Annotated in this window: 22 protein-coding genes and 1 pseudogene; 21 read left to right on the plus strand and 2 right to left on the minus strand. The window is 62.5% G+C overall.

Annotation, left to right across the window (positions count from 1 at the left end):
- Nucleotides 1–6 precede the first annotated feature (6 nt).
- The 21 genes from hypF (at nt 7) to QZ964_RS10060 (ending at nt 16,273) form a co-directional block, all read left to right on the plus strand.
- Nucleotides 7–2,406 (plus strand): carbamoyltransferase HypF, encoded by a 2,400-nt coding sequence (gene hypF, locus QZ964_RS09960; protein WP_292531373.1) that lies wholly within the window; start codon nt 7–9, stop codon nt 2,404–2,406.
- Nucleotides 2,370–2,675: a HypC/HybG/HupF family hydrogenase formation chaperone gene (locus tag QZ964_RS09965; RefSeq protein WP_292531374.1), complete on the plus strand. Its 306-nt coding sequence runs from the start codon at nt 2,370–2,372 to the stop codon at nt 2,673–2,675. Before hypF ends, QZ964_RS09965 begins: the two co-directional genes overlap by 37 nt.
- Nucleotides 2,672–3,358, plus strand: a complete 687-nt coding sequence (locus tag QZ964_RS09970; protein ID WP_292531375.1) for an SIS domain-containing protein — start codon at nt 2,672–2,674, stop codon at nt 3,356–3,358. Before QZ964_RS09965 ends, QZ964_RS09970 begins: the two co-directional genes overlap by 4 nt.
- Nucleotides 3,355–4,500 carry a hydrogenase formation protein HypD gene (hypD, locus tag QZ964_RS09975; protein ID WP_292531376.1) on the plus strand — a complete coding sequence of 382 codons (1,146 nt, stop codon included), beginning with the start codon at nt 3,355–3,357 and terminating at the stop codon, nt 4,498–4,500. The genes QZ964_RS09970 and hypD overlap by 4 nt, the downstream gene beginning before the upstream one ends.
- Complete coding sequence (hypE, locus tag QZ964_RS09980; RefSeq protein WP_292531377.1) at nt 4,497–5,564, plus strand: hydrogenase expression/formation protein HypE; 1,068 nt, start codon at nt 4,497–4,499, stop codon at nt 5,562–5,564. Before hypD ends, hypE begins: the two co-directional genes overlap by 4 nt.
- 10 nt (nt 5,565–5,574) lie before the next feature.
- Nucleotides 5,575–5,913, plus strand: coding sequence for a hydrogenase maturation nickel metallochaperone HypA (locus QZ964_RS09985; RefSeq protein ID WP_292531378.1), 339 nt, complete (start codon nt 5,575–5,577; stop codon nt 5,911–5,913).
- Nucleotides 5,914–5,951: 38 nt separating this feature from the next.
- A complete protein-coding gene (hypB, locus tag QZ964_RS09990) occupies nt 5,952–6,875 on the plus strand; it encodes a hydrogenase nickel incorporation protein HypB (RefSeq protein WP_292531379.1) in 924 nt (307 codons plus the stop codon).
- Nucleotides 6,876–7,371: 496 nt separating this feature from the next.
- The gene (locus QZ964_RS09995) at nt 7,372–7,839 is read left to right on the plus strand and encodes a hypothetical protein (protein ID WP_292531381.1); all 468 of its coding nucleotides are present in this window, start codon (nt 7,372–7,374) and stop codon (nt 7,837–7,839) included.
- Nucleotides 7,797–9,017 carry a TonB-dependent siderophore receptor gene (locus tag QZ964_RS10000; RefSeq protein WP_292531382.1) on the plus strand — a complete coding sequence of 407 codons (1,221 nt, stop codon included), beginning with the start codon at nt 7,797–7,799 and terminating at the stop codon, nt 9,015–9,017. Before QZ964_RS09995 ends, QZ964_RS10000 begins: the two co-directional genes overlap by 43 nt.
- The gene (locus QZ964_RS10005; RefSeq protein WP_292531383.1) at nt 9,004–9,288 is read left to right on the plus strand and encodes a hypothetical protein; all 285 of its coding nucleotides are present in this window, start codon (nt 9,004–9,006) and stop codon (nt 9,286–9,288) included. Before QZ964_RS10000 ends, QZ964_RS10005 begins: the two co-directional genes overlap by 14 nt.
- A gap of 15 nt (nt 9,289–9,303) precedes the next feature.
- The gene (locus tag QZ964_RS10010) at nt 9,304–10,548 is read left to right on the plus strand and encodes a PepSY domain-containing protein (RefSeq protein WP_292531384.1); all 1,245 of its coding nucleotides are present in this window, start codon (nt 9,304–9,306) and stop codon (nt 10,546–10,548) included.
- 76 nt (nt 10,549–10,624) lie between these two features.
- Entirely contained in the window at nt 10,625–11,332 is a 708-nt protein-coding gene (locus QZ964_RS10015) for a site-specific integrase (RefSeq protein WP_292531385.1), read from the plus strand.
- 141 nt (nt 11,333–11,473) lie between these two features.
- The gene (locus tag QZ964_RS10020) at nt 11,474–12,304 is read left to right on the plus strand and encodes a hypothetical protein (protein ID WP_292531386.1); all 831 of its coding nucleotides are present in this window, start codon (nt 11,474–11,476) and stop codon (nt 12,302–12,304) included.
- Nucleotides 12,305–12,752: 448 nt separating this feature from the next.
- Nucleotides 12,753–12,980 carry a hypothetical protein gene (locus QZ964_RS10025; protein ID WP_292531387.1) on the plus strand — a complete coding sequence of 76 codons (228 nt, stop codon included), beginning with the start codon at nt 12,753–12,755 and terminating at the stop codon, nt 12,978–12,980.
- On the plus strand, nt 12,977–14,059 hold the full coding sequence (locus QZ964_RS10030) for an AAA family ATPase (protein ID WP_292531388.1): 1,083 nt from the start codon (nt 12,977–12,979) through the stop codon (nt 14,057–14,059). Before QZ964_RS10025 ends, QZ964_RS10030 begins: the two co-directional genes overlap by 4 nt.
- A gap of 374 nt (nt 14,060–14,433) precedes the next feature.
- The gene (locus tag QZ964_RS10035; protein ID WP_292531389.1) at nt 14,434–14,562 is read left to right on the plus strand and encodes a hypothetical protein; all 129 of its coding nucleotides are present in this window, start codon (nt 14,434–14,436) and stop codon (nt 14,560–14,562) included.
- On the plus strand, nt 14,559–14,870 hold the full coding sequence (locus QZ964_RS10040) for a hypothetical protein (protein ID WP_292531390.1): 312 nt from the start codon (nt 14,559–14,561) through the stop codon (nt 14,868–14,870). The genes QZ964_RS10035 and QZ964_RS10040 overlap by 4 nt, the downstream gene beginning before the upstream one ends.
- A gap of 282 nt (nt 14,871–15,152) precedes the next feature.
- Complete coding sequence (locus QZ964_RS10045) at nt 15,153–15,365, plus strand: hypothetical protein (RefSeq protein WP_292531391.1); 213 nt, start codon at nt 15,153–15,155, stop codon at nt 15,363–15,365.
- Between the two features lie 13 nt (nt 15,366–15,378).
- Nucleotides 15,379–15,627, plus strand: a complete 249-nt coding sequence (locus QZ964_RS10050; protein WP_292531392.1) for a hypothetical protein — start codon at nt 15,379–15,381, stop codon at nt 15,625–15,627.
- Between the two features lie 24 nt (nt 15,628–15,651).
- Entirely contained in the window at nt 15,652–16,098 is a 447-nt protein-coding gene (locus QZ964_RS10055; RefSeq protein ID WP_292531393.1) for a DUF5681 domain-containing protein, read from the plus strand.
- On the plus strand, nt 16,091–16,273 hold the full coding sequence (locus tag QZ964_RS10060) for a hypothetical protein (protein ID WP_292531394.1): 183 nt from the start codon (nt 16,091–16,093) through the stop codon (nt 16,271–16,273). Before QZ964_RS10055 ends, QZ964_RS10060 begins: the two co-directional genes overlap by 8 nt.
- Nucleotides 16,274–16,869: 596 nt before the next feature.
- On the opposite strand, the gene QZ964_RS21525 is transcribed toward QZ964_RS10060, so the two are convergent.
- Both QZ964_RS21525 and QZ964_RS10065 read right to left on the minus strand, forming a co-directional pair.
- The gene (locus tag QZ964_RS21525; RefSeq protein ID WP_367119262.1) at nt 16,870–17,082 is read right to left on the minus strand and encodes a helix-turn-helix domain-containing protein; all 213 of its coding nucleotides are present in this window, start codon (nt 17,080–17,082) and stop codon (nt 16,870–16,872) included.
- A pseudogene (locus QZ964_RS10065) lies at nt 17,079–17,524 on the minus strand (hypothetical protein); the annotation flags it as partial. The gene QZ964_RS21525 and the pseudogene QZ964_RS10065, both read right to left, overlap by 4 nt.

Below are 17,524 nucleotides of genomic sequence, written 5' to 3' on the forward strand. Positions count from 1 at the left end.
GACGCGATGAGTTTCTCGGCGGACCAAACGCAGACCCTCGAATTTCGAGTGCGCGGCACAGTGCAGGGCGTCGGCTTTCGCCCGACGGTCTGGAGGATCGCGCGCCAACTTGGGCTTGCCGGCGAGGTGCTCAACGATGGCGAGGGCGTATTGGTCCGCGTCTGCGGCGATCAGGCGCGAATTGAGACGCTGCTTCGACGACTGGCGCGAGAGCCGCCGCCGCTGGCGCGGATCGACGGCATCGAGAGGCACGAATACGCCGGCCAACTGCCGCAGGATTTTCGCATCGCCGAAAGCCTCGGCGGCGCCGTTCGCACGCAAGTCGCGCCGGACGCTGCAATCTGCGGCGCCTGCGCGGCGGAGCTGCGAAATCCTGGTGAGCGGCGCTACCGCTATCCTTTCGCCAATTGCACGCATTGCGGACCGCGTCTCAGCATCGTGACGGGCATTCCCTATGACCGCGCGACGACGACGATGGCGTCCTTCATCCGGTGTGAAGCATGCGAGGCGGAGTATCGCAATCCCAGCGATCGCCGGTTCCACGCCGAAGCTGTGGCCTGCCCCGCATGCGGACCGACGGCGTCCCTCATCGCATTGGGGCGAGCGGAGGTTCCCGATAATGGCGGCGTCGATGCGGTCGAGATCGCAGCGCGCTTGGTCGCGCGGGGCGACATCGTCGCCGTCAAAGGGCTTGGCGGCTATCATCTGGCGTGCGACGCGACCAATCCCGACGCCGTTGCGCGCCTGCGTCGACTTAAGCGCCGTGACGCTAAGCCCTTCGCGCTGATGGCGCGCGATCTTGCGGTCATACGGCGCTACTGCGCGTTCGGCGCTATCGAGGAGCGCGCGCTCACGAGCGTCGAGGCGCCGATCGTGCTGATGCGCGCGACAGGCCCGCGCCGTTTGCCGGAGGCGATCGCGCCGGGATTGAATACGTTAGGCTTCATGCTGCCGACGACGCCGCTGCATCTCTTGTTGATGGATCGGTTTGAACATCCGCTGGTGATGACGAGCGGCAATATTTCGGACGAGCCCGCCGTGATCGACGACGGCGAGGCGCGAGGGCGGCTTTCCGATGTCGCATCGTTCGCCTTGACGCATGACCGCGCCATCGCCAATCGCGTCGACGACTCGGTGGTGAGGATCATGTGCGGGCGGTCGAGGGTTTTTCGCCTTGCCCGCGGTTATGCGCCCGCGCCGTTGCGTCTGCCGAAAGGCTTTGCCCATGCGCCCGACGTGCTGGCGTTGGGCGGCGAGCTGAAGGCGACCTTCTGCCTGGTCAAAGATAGCGCCGCGCTCATGTCGCAGCATCAGGGCGACCTTGAAAACGCGGCGACGTTCGACGACTATCGAAATAATCTGCGTCTCTATCAAAGACTTTTCGATCACGCGCCGTCGGCGATCGTCATCGACCGGCATCCGGAATATCTTGCGTCGAAACTGGGCCGGGTCGAGGCCGAACGGCGCGGCCTGTCATTGATCGAGGTTCAGCACCATCACGCCCACATCGCCGCCTGTCTTGCCGAAAATGGCCGGCCGCTCGACGCGCCGCCGGCGCTGGGGATTGTGCTCGACGGATTGGGCTTTGGCGACGACGGGACCATATGGGGCGGTGAATTTTTGCTCGCCGACTATCTCGGCTATGAGCGGCTGGCGCGATTGAAGCCCGTCGCCATGCCGGGCGGCGCGCAGGCGATTCGCGAACCCTGGCGCAATCTTTATGCGCATCTCAAAGCGGCGGGCGCGTTCGACGCGGATAGGCTTTCACCTGCTGACGATTGGCAGGCGTTCGATGGCAAACCGCTGGCGATGATCGACAAGATGATCGCGCACGGCGTCAATTCGCCGTTGGCCTCATCTTGCGGTCGCCTGTATGATGCGGTCGCCGCGGCGCTCGGCCTATGCGCCGATCGTCAGGCCTATGAAGGCGAGGCGGCGGCGCGACTAGAGGCTCTTGCAGCCGCGGCGCCGAACGAGCGCCGCTTCTATGAATTCGACATGTCCCAGTCGGCGGTGATCGAACTCGATCCGGCGCGTTTTTGGCGGGCGATGCTGGACGATCTGCGGCAGGGCGTCGCCGCGCCGGTCATCGCGCGCCGCTTCCACCTTGGCCTTGCTGAGTCGATCGCGAAAGTGGCCGTTCGGCTGGCCGCTATGCGGCGTTTTGAAACAGTGGCGCTGTCGGGCGGCTGCTTTCAAAATCGCCTGCTGTTCGAAAGCGTTCACGACAGGCTGTGCGAAGCGGGATTGGAAGTGCTGACCCATGCAGACGCGCCCGCTAATGACGGCGGGCTCTCGCTGGGTCAGGCCGCAATCGGAGCCGCGCATCTGATCAGAAGCGGCGTGAAAAGTGATGGAGAGGACCAGACATGTGTCTCGGCATTCCCGGCTGCATTGTCAGCATAGACGATGCCGATGATCTCGTCGCGACCGTCGACGTGAGCGGGGTGCGCCGTCAGATCAATATCAGCTGCGTCGTCGATGAAGCGCACCCGGTCGAGTCATGCGTCGGCGATTGGGTGCTCGTCCATGTCGGGTTCGCAATGAGCCGGATCAACGAGGCGGAGGCCGCCGAAACCTTAAGGCTGCTTCGAGAGCTCGGTGAGCTTCAAGCCGAACTTGAGAATATGCAAAGGCCGACCGACGCCGTCGCGGCGGAGGAACAGGGATTATGACCGGCAATAGCGCGTTGGAGAGTCTTTACCCGTTCCTTCATGGAAAGGAGCAGGATCCTGCCGCGCTCGACGCAGGCCTGCTGCATTCGATCGAATCGAAAGCGCGCGAGTCGCGCGATACGAACGCGCGCTTCTTCGATCAGCAGGGGGGCGTGCTGCTCGACGCCGCCAAAGCGCTTGCCGCCGTTTATCGACGCGGCGGCCGGATGTTCGCCATGGGCAATGGCGGTTCGAGTTGCGACGCAGCCCATGTCGCCGTCGAGTTTCTGCATCCGATCACCGCCGGTCGGCCAGCGCTTTCAGCAACAAATCTCACCGCCGACGTTGCGATGACGTCCGCCGTCGCCAATGACGTGGGATTCGAGCATGTCTTCGTGCGTCAGCTTATCGCTCACGCCCGAGCGGGAGACGGACTCGTCGGCCTCTCGACCAGCGGCAATTCCGCAAATCTGATCGCCGCCTTCGCCAAGGCGAAGGAGATGGGCCTGACGACTATCGGCCTTTCCGGCGGCGATGGCGGCAAAATGGCGAAGGTCTGCGATCACTGCCTTGTGGCCCCGACGACGTCGGTCCATCGCATTCAGGAATGTCACGTCGTCGCCTATCACATCCTCTGGGACCTCGTTCACACGCTGCTCGCCGACGATCGGGGCTCGGCCATAAGCAAGGACGTCGCGGCATGAGATATGTCGACGAGTTTCGCGATCGGGCGAAGGCGGATGTCCTGGTCAAGGAGATTGAGCGGCTGATCGCGCGAACCGGGCGTGATCAAAATCGGCCGCTGCAGATCATGGAAGTCTGCGGCGGGCACACGCATTCGATTTTCCGCTACGGCGTTGAAGGGATGCTGCCCAAATCGATCGAACTGGTGCATGGACCTGGCTGTCCCGTTTGCGTGCTGCCGATGGGACGCGTCGACGATTGCGTCGCCATCGCCGAGCGTCCGGAGGTCATCTTCGCGACCTTCGGCGACGCCATGCGCGTGCCGGGCTCACGCAAGAGCCTGTTGCAGGCGAAAGCTGACGGCTGCGACGTGCGCATGGTCTATTCGCCGATGGACGCGCTGGCGCTCGCGCGCCGGAATCCCGAACGCGAGGTGGTCTTCTTCGGCATCGGCTTCGAGACGACCATGCCGTCGACTGCATTGACGGTGCTGCAGGCGGAACGCGAAGCCGTCGAGAACTTCTCGATCTTCTGCAATCACATCACCATTGTTCCGACGATCAAGGCGATCCTCGATAGTCCCGATCTGCGCCTCGACGGATTCCTCGGACCAGGGCATGTCTCCATGGTGATCGGCGACGCGCCCTACGAATTCATCGCGCGCTACTATAAAAAGCCGATGGTGATCGCGGGCTTCGAACCGCTCGACATTCTGCAGTCGATCTGGATGCTGCTCAGGCAGATCGACGAAGGACGCTGCGAGATTGAAAATCAGTACGCGCGCGTCGCTCCAGCAGGGGGCAACGCCGTCGCGCTGCAGGCGGTTGCGCGGGTGTACGAACTGCGCGAATTTTTCGAATGGCGGGGGCTCGGCTCGATCGATCACTCGGGCGTGAAGATACGCGACGCCTACGGGCGCTTTGACGCAGAGCGGAAATTCGCGGTGCCCAACGCAAGGATCGCAGATCCCAAGTCCTGTCAGTGCGGCGAAGTTCTCAAGGGCGTCATCAAGCCTTGGCAGTGCAAAGTCTTCGGCCGCGCCTGCACGCCTGAGACGCCGCTCGGCGCGCTGATGGTGTCGTCCGAGGGCGCATGCGCGGCATACTATCAATATGGCGGCGTGAAGCGTGGACGAGACGAAGCGGAGGCGAGCGTCGCATGAACATGGTCTCCTTCCCGCCACGTCGGCCGCGCGGCAAGGTTCATGTGCCGACCGTCACGCTCGCGCATGGCGGCGGCGGCAAGGCGATGAAGGATTTGATCGACGACGTGTTTGTCGCTGCCTTCGACAATCCGCTGCTGGCGCCGCTCGACGACCAGGCGCGCATCGATCTCCTGGACCTTGCGCAATTTGGCGACCGGCTGGCCTTCACCACCGATTCCTTCGTTGTCGATCCATTAGTGTTCCCCGGCGGCGACATCGGCAAGCTCGCGGTCTGTGGCACCGTCAACGACCTCGCCGTGGGCGGCGCGCTTCCGCTCTATCTCTCCTGCGCCGTGATCGTCGAAGAGGGCGTCCCGATTGATCTCCTGCGGCGGATCGCCCAGTCGATGGCGGCGACGGCGCAGGAAGCCGGCGTGAAGATCGTCACCGGCGACACCAAGGTCGTCAACAGGGGCGCCTGCGATCGCATGTTCATCACCACGACCGGCGTTGGCGTCGTCGCGGCGGGCATCGAGCTTGGCGCGCATCGCGCGAGACCCGGCGACGCTGTGTTGGTCAACGGACTTCTCGGCGATCACGGCGCCGCAATTCTTGGCGCGCGCGGCGATATGGCGCTGCAGTCGCCGATCGAAAGCGACTGCGCGCCGCTGCAAGGTCTTATAGCGCGCCTGCTCGAGGCGGCGCCGAACACGCGCTTCATGCGCGATCCGACGCGGGGCGGGATCGCGACCGTGCTCAATGAAATCGCCGAAGCGTCTCAGATCGCCATCGAAATCGACGAGACGGCGACGCCGCTTCGGGACGAGGTGCGCGGCTTTTGCGAAATCCTCGGGCTCGATCCCCTCTACCTGGCCAACGAAGGCAAGATCGTCGCGATTGCGCCGCCCGATGAGGCCGCGGCGGCGGTCGACGCAATGCGGGCGCACCCGCTCGGACGACAAGCGGCCATCATCGGCAATGTCATGGCCGGCGAGCCGGGTCGCGTCACCATGCGTACGATTTTTGGCGGCCGTCGCATCGTCGACATGCTGGTCGGCGAGCAATTGCCGCGCATCTGCTAAAGGAGCCGACGTGCACGAACTCTCAATCGTCTGCAGCATCGTCGACTTGGCGTCGCAGGCCGCCGAGGGCGGCGTCGTCCGGCGCGTGACGATCGAGATCGGCAAATTGTCTGGCGTGGCGCCCGATGCCATCGCCTTCTGCTTTCCGGAAGTCGCCCGAGGCACGCCGGTCGAAGGCGCGGCTCTGGACATCCGCGAAGTCGATGCCGAGGCGCGCTGCGATGTCTGCGGCGCCGAGTTTCCGACGCCCGACCTGCTCTCCGAGTGCCCTTGCGGCTCCCGTCAATTCAAGCGCCTGCGCGGCGAAGAGCTGAACATCAAGAGCATCGAAATTGAGGAGGCTGCATAATGTGCGTGAGCTGCGGCTGCCAAGGGCAAGGGACCACAATGACCAACATGCAGACCGGCGCGAACGCCGAGATCGTGCCGCCGCATGGGGCAGGCCATTCGCACGGCGCGGGAGCGGACCATGGCCTCGGTCATTTCCATGATGGACATTATCACGTCCATGATGAGCATCATCACGCGCACGGGCACGATCATACGCATGAGCATGATGACAGTCGCTCTCACGATGACCCCCATCATGATCATCATCATGCTCAGGAACGGCTACACAATCACGTTCACGAGCATCCCCACCGCCAGGTCGACATGGAAGCGCGCATCCTCGCCAAGAACGACGCGATCGCCGCCAAATGTCGCGCCTGGCTTGCGGGTCGTGAAATCGTGGCGCTCAATCTCGTCAGCTCTCCCGGCGCCGGAAAGACGGCGCTGCTCGAGCGCGCCATAGCGGACCTCTCGGGCGAGTTGCCGCTGTTCGTCATCGAGGGCGATCAGGCGACGTCGAACGACGGCGCGCGCATTCGCGCGGCAGGCGCTCCGGTGGTCCAGGTCAACACCGGGACCGGATGCCATCTCGATGCGGAAATGATCGCGCGAGCGCTTTCCGAACTCAAGCCGAGCGTAGGTTCCCTCGTGTTCATCGAAAACGTCGGCAATCTGGTATGTCCGGCCCTGTTCGACCTTGGCGAGCACGCCAAGGCGGTGATCTTCTCGACGACCGAGGGCGAGGATAAGCCTCTCAAATATCCGCATATGTTCAGCGCCGCCAAGCTCGTCATCTTCAACAAGATTGACCTTCTGCCGCATCTCGATTTCTCGATGGAGCAGGCGCGAGAGAATATTCGCCGTGTCAATCCAGGCGCCGAGATTTTGGAAGTTTCTGCGCGTACCGGAGTCGGCATGCCGGCCTTTTACCAATGGATATTCGCGCAGCGGACTGTCGCCGAGCGGTTGATCGTCATCTGACGACGAGCGCTGGCGCTTCGCGCATCTCGTCGCCGACGCGCGCTCGACCGACATCGCCTTGTCGACGTTGGGACCGGAATCGCCAACCGTTGCGCGGGTCGCGTCGAGGATGAAAGAGAGCCGCTAGAGCCGGTCGGCGACCGGCGTAGGCGCGACCATGGCGATCAATCAGCAACAGGCCTGGGCTGCATCTCACGTGAGCGATGCAATCGACGACGACGAAACGTCGCTCGGCTGGACAGTGCACGAGACGCAACGCGCAGCATTCTGTTCGCCTCACAAGCTCTCCAGTGATTACTTGCGAGCCGTTTTGTTTAGACCTTAGCCAATAAAGAAGCATGCTTTTTGTAATAAGAATAAATCCAAGTAAAACACGACAAAAGTACCACATAGTACGTAAAAGACTTCCGAAAACTGATTCCATCAATTGACTGTCAAAGAACAGGTGAGCTAATTCGGGAGAGAATTCGTGCTCTCCAATAGTAAAGGCGGAAGAATGACCCAGGATCATTCTCGATTTTCCGGCCGCGCTTTCTCGACGATCGGGAAAAAATCCCTGCTTGTATGTCGCCTCGGCGCGCCGGTCGTGATCGCGCTCGAAGTCGCATCGGCCCTGGCGCAGAACGGCTCGCAAACCTTGCCACCGGTGACCGTGGACGCGCCGCGCGAAAAGCCGCAAGCCAAAATGCGGCAACAAGCGCCGCGCCCGGTCGCGTCGAGCGTGCGTGCGAGCCGCGTTCACCCCAGCGGTCCGAGACCGCATGTGGCGTCGACGCCGCGCGGCGGGACGTCCGCCGCCCAGCAGGTCGGTCCCGCGCTACTTTCCGGGCCGAGCGTCGCGCCGACTCCGGCGCAAGGCGAAATCGGCAATCTTCCGCCGGCCATGCCGGCGGCGAGATCGCTCGCGGCGCGCGGCTTGGCATGCTTGGCAATCGCGACTTCATGGACACGCCGTTCAATGTAACGAGCTACACGTCGGCGCTTATTGAGAACCAGCAGGCGCGCACTCTACAGCAGGTGCTGGAGAACGATCCGTCGGTTCGCATGAGCACGTCGGCGGGGCATATTCGCGAGAATTTCAGAATTCGCGGATTTCCGGTGCTCGGCAGCGAGCTCGCGCTCAACGGCATGTATGGGCTGGCGCCCGACGGCCATGTCCCGACAGAGTTTCTCGAGCGGGTCGAAGTGCTCAAGGGCCCGGGCGCGTTGCTCAACGGCATGGCGCCTTTCGGCGCGGTCGGCGGTTCGATCAATCTCGTCACCAAACATGCGGGCGATGCGCCGATCACCAGCGTCAGCACCGACTACACATCAAGTTCTCAGTTCGGCACGCATATCGACGTTGGGCGGCGCGGCGGCGACCATAATCAGTTCGGCCTTCGCTACAACGGAGTTTACCGCAGCGGCGGGACCGCGCTCGACGAACAGTGGAAAGTGCGCGGCCTGAACGCGCTGGCGCTCGATTTCCGCGAAGAGCGCGTGAGGCTGTCGATTGACGCCTACCACAGCCAGGAAATCTTCAAGAACGGCAGCGCATTCTTTGCGAGCTTCAGCGGCATCGGGGTGGCGGCGGCCCCTAGCGCAACCAAGAATCTATTTATAGGTTCGAACGCCCGATTCGAGAACGCGGCGATTGAGGCGCGCGGCGAGCTGGACGTCGCCGAGAATGTCACCGTTTTCGCCGGCATCGGGTTTTTGGACAGCCGCAACTTCGGCTTCACCAATGGAACCCAGGCCCCCAGCGTCAATCTGCTCGGCAACTTTACTGGGCCGCGAATCGTCAATCTGCGCGGCTACACCAATACCCTGTCGACGCAGGGCGGCATTCGCGGCCAGTTGGACACGGGCCCGCTGCGCCACCAATTCGTGCTGAGCGCCTCGGCGCTGAAATTCAGCCAAAGTTCCGAGTTCGGCTTCAGCGGGTCTTACAGATCTAACATCTATCTGCCCGTCGTGCCGCCTCAGGCGCCGCCGCCGCCGGTCGTTCCGAACACCGCGTTTAATCCCAGTCGGCCCTATTTCGTAACCGATCCGAGAAAGACCGGAGAGACCTATCTAGCGAGCCTCGCCTTCGCCGACACCATTTTCCTTCCCTGGGGGCGCTGCGAACCATCATCGGAAACGCGCCATGAGTCAGATTAGACGCCACTGGTTCAGCAAGACATCGGCCGGCGTCATTCTCGGCTTCACCCTCGCGCTCGCGTTTGCCGGGCTGTTTGCCTGGTTGGCTCCCGGAGGTTTGGCCGCTCCAAACAAATTTCAGCTCGTGATGTGGCTGATCGCGCCGATCTGGCTGACGACGCTGAGCCTTTGCTTCCTGTTTTTCAGCGGCGTGCGCGCCTGGCTCTGGCTGGGCGGCGCAAATCTCATCGCCTACGCCGGTCTCTTCGCCTGTCGTCACATCCTTCGCTAATTGGGACAACGCACGATGCGCAGCGACGTTGTTCGACTCTATAAGACTGTCCATACTTGGACCGGCATCACCACCGGGATGTTTCTGTTCATCGCCTTCTACGCCGGCGCCATCACGGTGTTCGCGGAGCCGCTCGCGCGCTGGGCCTCTTCTCCCGCTCCAGTCGGACTCACAGCGCTGGCGCAGTCGGACGAATTGATCGCGCGCACGCTCACCGCTCGGCCTGACGCCGCCAAGGAATTTACGCTCCATCTGGGCGAGACGGAAGATGTGTGGGCGCGCCTCACATGGCGGAAGGGCCGCGACGACAAGGCGCCCTGGTCGGCCGATTTGTCGCCTGGTGGCGAGTTGCGGCTTGCGCAGTCATATCGCTCGAGTCTTGCCGACTTCGTCGACAACATTCACCGCACAGCGGGCATTCCGGGCGCCAATGACATCGGCGAGACCGTCATGGGCGTCGTGAGCGCCGTCTATGCCGTCGCGCTTGTGTCAGGCTTGATCGTCATTCTGCCTTCGTTCGTCAAGGATCTGTTCGCGTTGCGGATCGGTCCTAATCTCAAGCGCATGTGGCTTGACGCGCATAATGTCGTCGGCGTCGCAAGCCTGCCGTTCCACATCGTCATCGCGCTAAACGCCGTCGTTTTTTGCCTGCATGAGCCCTTGTACGACGCGCTCGACTACGTCGTCTACGAGGGCCGCCTGAAGTCGATTATGGCCGCGAGCAACCCCTTCAACGCCATCAAGAAGGACGAGCGGCCCGCGCCGATGCTGCCCGTCAACGCGCTCCTCGACCGCGTGAAGGCGGCGTCGCCAAGTTTCGTCCCTGTCGAGATGCGTTACCGAAGCGCTGGACAGCGCGGCGCGTCCGTTCAGATTTGGGGACACGACGCCCGTTATATGACGAGAGGCAAGGGGTTTGCGGTACTCAGTCCGGTCACCGGCGAGATTGCCAATACGGATTATCTGCCCGGCAGGGAGGGGATTTGGACGGGCGTCGTGGCGACGTTCTTCGCCTTGCATTTCGCCACCTTCGGCGGCGACGTCGTGCGCGTCTGCTATTTTCTTCTCGGCATTGCCGGCGCCTTTTTGTTCTATTCCGGCAATTTGCTTTGGATTGAATCACGACGCCGAACCGAGCGGCGAAATGGCGGGCCCGTAGATCAGAAGATGTCGACGGACCCTCCATTTAGCGAGCAAGCGTCCGAGCTACGCCGCAGAGGCCCTGCGGGCGCTACGCAGCGCCTTCCCGCACTATCTTGATATGCCCGCCGGTGATCTGCACCGGGCAACTGTAGTGAGAACGTTCGACGCCATGACACGGAGGGGAAAGGCGGCAATGGCGGCGAGAACGGCAGCCTATGGCAAGGCGGCCTTTGGCTGGGCAATGAAGCGCGGCGTCATTCAGTCCAATCCCTTCATCAACTTGCCGCTCGCGCCCATCACAAGGCGTGATCGCGTCCTCTCGGACGATGAACTCGCCGCCGTCTGGCGCGCAACCGAGGGAGTTGGGCCGTTTAACGGCATCGTGCGGATGCTGATACTGACCGGCCAGCGCCGCCAAGAAGTCGGTGACATGACGTGGGCCGAATTGTCCGACGACCTCTCGATCTGGACGATTCCCGCTAGCCGCGCCAAGAATGGCGCAACGCACATCGTCCCGTTGTCCCCGCCAACGCAGGCGCTATTGCGCGATCTCCCGCGGCTTGGCGATGTTGTCTTCGCGGGCGTTCATGGGGCGTTCAACGGATGGTCAAAGGCGAAGGCGGCGCTGGACGCACGATCAGGCGTGACTGATTGGCGGTTGCACGATCTGCGCCGCACGATGGCGACGGGTTTACAACGGCTCGGCGTGCGCCTCGAAGTGACCGAGCAAGTGCTCAATCACGTCTCCGGCAGCCGCGCCGGCATCGTCGGCATATACCAGCGGCATGATTTCGCATCCGAGAAACGCGCGGCTTTAGAGGCTTGGGGAAAACACCTTAGCGGCGTTGTCGAGGGGCGAGCCGGGGTGTCCAATGTGGTGCTCATGCAGCCCCGAACGTGATCACCAAAAACCGAAGACGCTCAACCCATAAACGGTGAGCACCTTCGCAAAAGATGATCACCTTCGAGGCTAAAAAATTGGCCCGGGAAGGCGTTGGAGCGCCGGCCGGGCCTGATCGATCAACGTGAAGGAAGCACGTCGATGACCATTGAGACTCATAATGCGCAGCCGATCGCGCCGCAAGCCAAGAGGCCAAATCACGTCCCCGCATGGCTAAGTTTGCGGGCTGCCTTGAGACTTGTTCTCGATTTCGTAAGGAAGGACCAACGGTGCATTGAGCGCGCAAAGGTTCTTCAAGACCCATCCAAAACTTATCTGTTGACAGTCAAGGAGATGGTCCTTCGGGATAGAGGCGACGACATCGGCGACATCGATTTATTTGATCGGGCGATTAAGAAAATCGCGCGAGAGAGCCTCGAACGGCTGCTCAAGCAGGGGCGGATTCGCGGTGATGGCTTCCGCGAGGACATTCACCAAAGAGCGGAGATCACGGAGATTGAGTGGGCAACTCGCCGAATTGAATTCGGCATTAGCGCCTTGCTGCCCCCGCGGGGCTATCGCGATCACCCCGCCGATCGAGGCGATCTATTGCGCGCCTCGCTGCACCCGCGCGATGACAATCAATGGGAAAAGTCCTTCCCGCCGATCACGGGTGTGATGGTGAACGCTGATGACATTTGCGCCGCGTTGGAGCACCCAGCTAAGGCAGATGCGGTTCCTGCGGACAAGCTCGCCGGAAAAACACAGCCGTCAAATAAGGAATTGCGCGAATTTCTGATCGAACTCGGTCCGTACAGTGAGCAGCGCGCGCGTGAAGAGGTTGAAAAGCGATTCGAGACGAGCGTCCCACGGGACCGGATTCGTGAAATCCGTAAGAAGGCGGGCATCAAAGGGCGGAAAGGGCGCCCTCCACGCCCTCCAAAAATTTCGCCGACACCCGCTGATGGCGGAGTTTCGCCCGAAAACCTTTAATTACAGAGGCTAAGAAATCTCGCCAAAAAATCAAATGGCAGAATTTGCAGTATTAGGCGGCGGGTTTTTTCGGTGTCACCCTTTGGCGCATATCGCGACTCAACAAGGGGAAGGCAATGCAGCTCTGGTCGAAAAAGGAGTTGGCCAAGCGGGCGGACATATCCACCAGAACGCTTGATCGTGAGATCGCCCGAGGCAAAGGACCGGCGGTCGTTCATATCTCCGAGAGGCGGATCGCCTTTATCGACGAGGATGGGGAACGTTGGATTCGCTCTCGCCGCCGTGCGGCGCCGGGTCAGGAGCTGCCCTCTACCACAACCGCCATCGCGCCCCCGGGCCAGGAGGTGCACCCTATCAGGGCCTGCGCCTCTAATCCGCCGCTCGTCGCCACAGGAGAAGAGCCGCGTCGCACCCCCCGCGTTCGCCGCGCCAGAGCGAAGGCTCCGCGATGAGTTCCCCCGGCGCGGCGAAGCCTACCCACGATCGACGTCTGCTCGCGTTCGATTTTCTTTGTGAAGTCGGCGACTCCTTTATCACGCTGGGCGCGGCGATCTGCGCGGCGGCGGCGGCGGAGAACATTGTCGTCCTCGAACTGGCGTTGCGGCAGGTGCGCTCGACGCTGCTTGAGGGGATCGCGGAGTTCAAAACCATTGCGTCGGAAGGGACTGGCCAATGAGACAGCCGCCCTTCCGTCCTCGTTCGCAATTCGCCGAGGCCGCGCTTGAGCATCGGCGCGAGACCGAACGCGTGACTCCGCCGCTCCCTATCAGGCGGGAGACGGCAGCCGACCGCGCGTCGTCGCGCAATGGCAATGACGACGTGACGATACGAGTCACGGCACCGGAGCCGGAAGGGGCGGGAGGCTTCGTCCCCGCCTATACAAAAGGGCTCTTGGCGCTTACCGGCGCGGAACTGTTGAAGCGAGAATTTCCCGCGCGTGACTTTCTGATGTCGCCCTGGCTGCCTTCGAAGGGCTTGGCGATGATCTTCGCAGAGCGCGGGATAGGTAAGACCTGGGTAGGATTGAATATCGCCCATGCCATCGCGGTCAAGGGTTCATTCCTCGGCTGGAAAGCTCTCTGTTCAAAGCGCGTCGTTTATATCGACGGCGAGATGCCGGCGGCGATGATTAAGGATAGATACGCCACGATCGTCGCTGGCGCAGACTTCGACGCGCCCGAGGATAATTTCCGGCTCGTAGCCGCCGACCTTCAACAGGACGGGTTGCCAGACCTCGCGGACCCGGTGGCGCAACGGTTCTACGACGCCGAGATAGCCGACGCCGACCTCATCATCGTCGACAATCTTTCGACGGTGTGTCGGGCGCTCCGCGAGAACGAAGCAGACTCCTGGGGCCCGGTGCAGGCGTGGGCGCTACGTCAGCGCGCCGCCGGCAAATCGGTCCTGCTGATCCATCACGCCGGCAAGGGTGGCGGGCAACGCGGCACGTCGCGAAAGGAAGATGTTCTCGACACTGTCGTCTCGCTCAAGCGGCCGGTCGACTATGACGCCTCAGAAGGCGCGCGGTTCGAGGTGCACTTCACGAAGTCGAGGGGCTTTTTCGGCGACGACGCAGCGCCATTCGAAGCGCGGCTGATCGAAGGCCGATGGGAGACCGGCGAGATCGTCGTCGACGACAGCGCCGACACCATCCGCGCGCTGAAAGAAGGTGGCGCGAGCGTGCGAGAGATCGCCGACCGGCTCGGTATGTCCAAGTCGTCGGTCGATCGGAAGCTGAAGGGAGGTCGCGAATGAGCCTCCGCGAGCTGGCCAAAAAGCATCTGGCGAAGACAGCCTGTCCCACACTGTCCCAGGCGGGACAGTATAGGGGTGTCCCAGCGGGACAAAACGGCTCAAGCCCATATTTTTCTATGGACTCCGCTGTCCCAGGCTCTGTCCCAGGTGGGACAGCAAATCGGGACGCTGGGACAGTTTGTCCCGCTGGGACAATGCGAGACGGTGGGACACTTGGGACGCTTGGGACGCTTGGGACGCTTGGGACGCTTGGGACGCTTGGGACACCTGGGACGCTTGGGACAGTTGGGACAAGCTCCCCTCGCAATCCAGCGCCTGTTTCTCTCGAAGACCGCCGCGCCTTTGTCGAAGCGATCTACGCTCGGATGGACGCCGTGCGCAAACGGCGTCGGGATTGGTGGGCGCAGTCCGTCGACGATCCTCCCGGCCGGCTGACGATCCGCAATATCGCCCGCGACGAGACGACCGTCGTCGATCTTCGGAAATGGAGGTCGGGCCGATGATCCGCCGTCGCCTTCCAAACCGCCGCGCACATGAGGCGGTCGCCTTCGCCTTCCGGGGGAGGCCCTACACAGCCGGCGTGGGCCGGTTCCCTGACGTCTCGGTGGCCGAAATCTTCATCGATGCGGAAAAGCAAGCCACCGATGCCGCAGACGATGCGCGTGACGCCGCCGTGACGCTCAGCCTTGCCTTTCAGCCTGGCGTCCGGCCCCAAGCCATCCGCGCCGCCGTTACCCGCGAGAGCGACGGCCGTCCGTCCGGCATTGCCGGCGCCGTGCTCGACCTTCTCGAACAGGAGCGGTCAAAATGATCGTGCTCGGAATAGACCCTGGCCTCGGTGGCGCGATCGCCCTCATCGACGCTAAGACGGGCGCGCTCGTCGAAATCCACGACATGCCGACGCTGCACGATGGCGCCAGGACGCCGCGCGGTCAATCCGGCGCTCTTCGCCAGCATCATCTATTCGACGCATGCTGGACACTGCTTTGTCGAATATGTCGGCGCTCGACCTGGGGAAGGCCCCACAGGGGCTTTTTGCTTCGGACGGTCCAAAGGCATCATCGAAGGCGTTTGCGCTGCCGCTGGCCTTCCTGTGACGTTCCTGACGCCGTGCGCCTGGAAGCGCGCGGTGGGCATCCCGCCGGGCAAGGAGAACAAAGACAGCGCCCGCAGCGTCGCAATCAGCCGTTGGCCTTCGCAGGCCGGCCTTTTTGCCCGCAAGTGTGACTGCGACCGCGCCGAAGCGGCGCTCATCGCAGTCGCCGGCATAGCCAAACTGAACGCCGTCGCATTGGCCGCCCAGTGAAGGAGGACCAACCATGACTGAATCCATCGAAACTCTCCGAATCGAGCATCGCAAGCTCATCGATAAACAAGAGCGCGCAGAAAAGCGGCTCACATCCGTCCAGCGCGACCTCGCCGACGCGGAGCGCGGTGAGGCGGTCATGGCGAAGCGGCGCATGATCGAGGCGGCGCTCGCGGAAGGACAGACGCCGGCGGCCGTGCGACATGAACTGAACTTGTCGCAGCACGAATTTGAGACCTACGCGCCGCGCGTTGGCGGTTAGACGGCGGAAAGGCAGGGGCGCGGCATGACTGCAAATGCAGAGAAGAAGCAGCGGGGCAGGCCATTCGTAAAGGGTCAAAGCGGCAACCCCGGCGGCAAAGCGAAGGGCGCAAAAAACCACGCCACGCGCGCTGTCGAAGCCCTGCTCGATGGTGAGGCCGAAGCGTTGACGAGGACGGCTATCGACAAGGCGCTGGAAGGCGATGGCGTTGCTTTGCGCCTCTGTCTCGAACGCTTGTGCCCGCCTCGACGGAGTCGCCACATCTCTTTCGCTTTGCCGGCAGTAGCGAGCGCCGCCGACGCGTCGAGCGCGATGGGCGCCGTAATCGCCAACGTCGCTGACGGCAATCTGACGCCAGAAGAAGCGGCCAGCGTCGCCGGACTTATCGAGAGCTATGTGAAAACCCTTGAAGCGCGCGATCTTGAGGAGCGGATCAAGGCGCTCGAACAGAAGGTTGGTGCGCATGACTAAGGATGAAGCGCGCGCCATGCTCGACATGACGCGGCAGCTTGCCGAGGCGACGGCCAGATTGATCGCGCGGTGGGCCGACACAATCGATCCTGAAAAGCTGTCGGCGGAAGAGGCAGAAGAAATCGCCAAGGCGCTTAAGCAACTCCGCAAGGCCGGAGCGCTCCGCACACACTAAACGCGGCTAGCAGAAAGAGGGCGATTCATGGCGACGAGAAGACAACGTGTTGAGGCCCTTGAGGCCAAGGCCAAGACCATGGCGCTACCACAGGACGCACAAGCCGCGCCAAAATTTGACATTGAAGAATTTGAGAAGAGGCTCGAACGAGAAAGGCGCCTGCGGCGCGAGGGCCGAGAGGCGGAGATTCCGCCACCGCCACCGATCGATCCTGGCCATCGCTTCGCCCGAACTATCGAGTATCTCGATAAAATTATATCTGAAGAGAACCGGAGGGGCGCGTCTGCGGGGTTTCACGGTCGGCAGCGGTAGCGACCAGTGAATCGGTAAACAAGGATGCGCCGATCTCTCGCGCTTCCAGCGGATTGGAGAAATAAAATCGCATGCTGTGTTTCGCCGGACTGCATCACCTTCGGCACCCACGCAGGCTGCTAACAAATGCTAACGTCCGCGCCCGTATCGGCCAAATTCGCGATGAAGCCTCGGCAGACGCTCACCCAACCTTACAAAAGATCTTCAAAGCGTTGGAAGAAGCTGCGTTGGAAGACATCGGCTCTGGCTCTTTGCGATCAGCCTGCAAGAAAGCCGAGCAATATTCAGAAATGGCCCTCAGGCTGTCCCGGCTCCCTCACTGACGCAGCTCGCGCCAAGGCGACAAATTCGACCAGAGCAATCCGGCTTTGGCCGTTTTCTATTGTTGCAACAACTGACTGATGCCGACCGAGCTTCTTGGCGACCATCGCCTGAGCCAGGGCCGCCGCTTGGCGCAGAGAGACCAATTGGTCCGGCGCGCCTGCGCCAAGGATCACTTTGACTTGCGCCCCTGCGTCTTGAGCAGGTCGACCAGCGCTTGCGCCTCGAGCAAGTGGGATTCGTAATAGGCCGCGTTCGGCGCGTGGCCGCCGGCGCGCATGACGTCGCGCGCCGCGTCGATTTGTCGAAGCGCCGTCGCCGCGGTTTGCGCATCTTTTTGGCGCTCGGCGAGACGCAGCAGCGCGACGCCCTGATTGCCGGTGGTCATCGCCCAGTAGAGCGGCGCGCGGTCGCGGGTATATTCCTTCAGCGCTTCGCGATAGGCGGCGACCGCCTCATTGAGCTTATCCGTCCCGCTCTCGCGCTCGCCGAGCCTTGCGAGCGCATTGCCGAGGTTCATCTGCGTCATTGCCCACTTTGGCGGCGCGCGGTCGCGGGTATATTCCTTCAGCGCCTCGCGATAGGCGGCGACCGCCTCATTGAGCTTATCCGTCCCGC

Source organism: Methylocystis sp., from assembly GCF_021731785.1.
In the GTDB taxonomy this organism is placed as follows: domain Bacteria; phylum Pseudomonadota; class Alphaproteobacteria; order Rhizobiales; family Beijerinckiaceae; genus Methylocystis.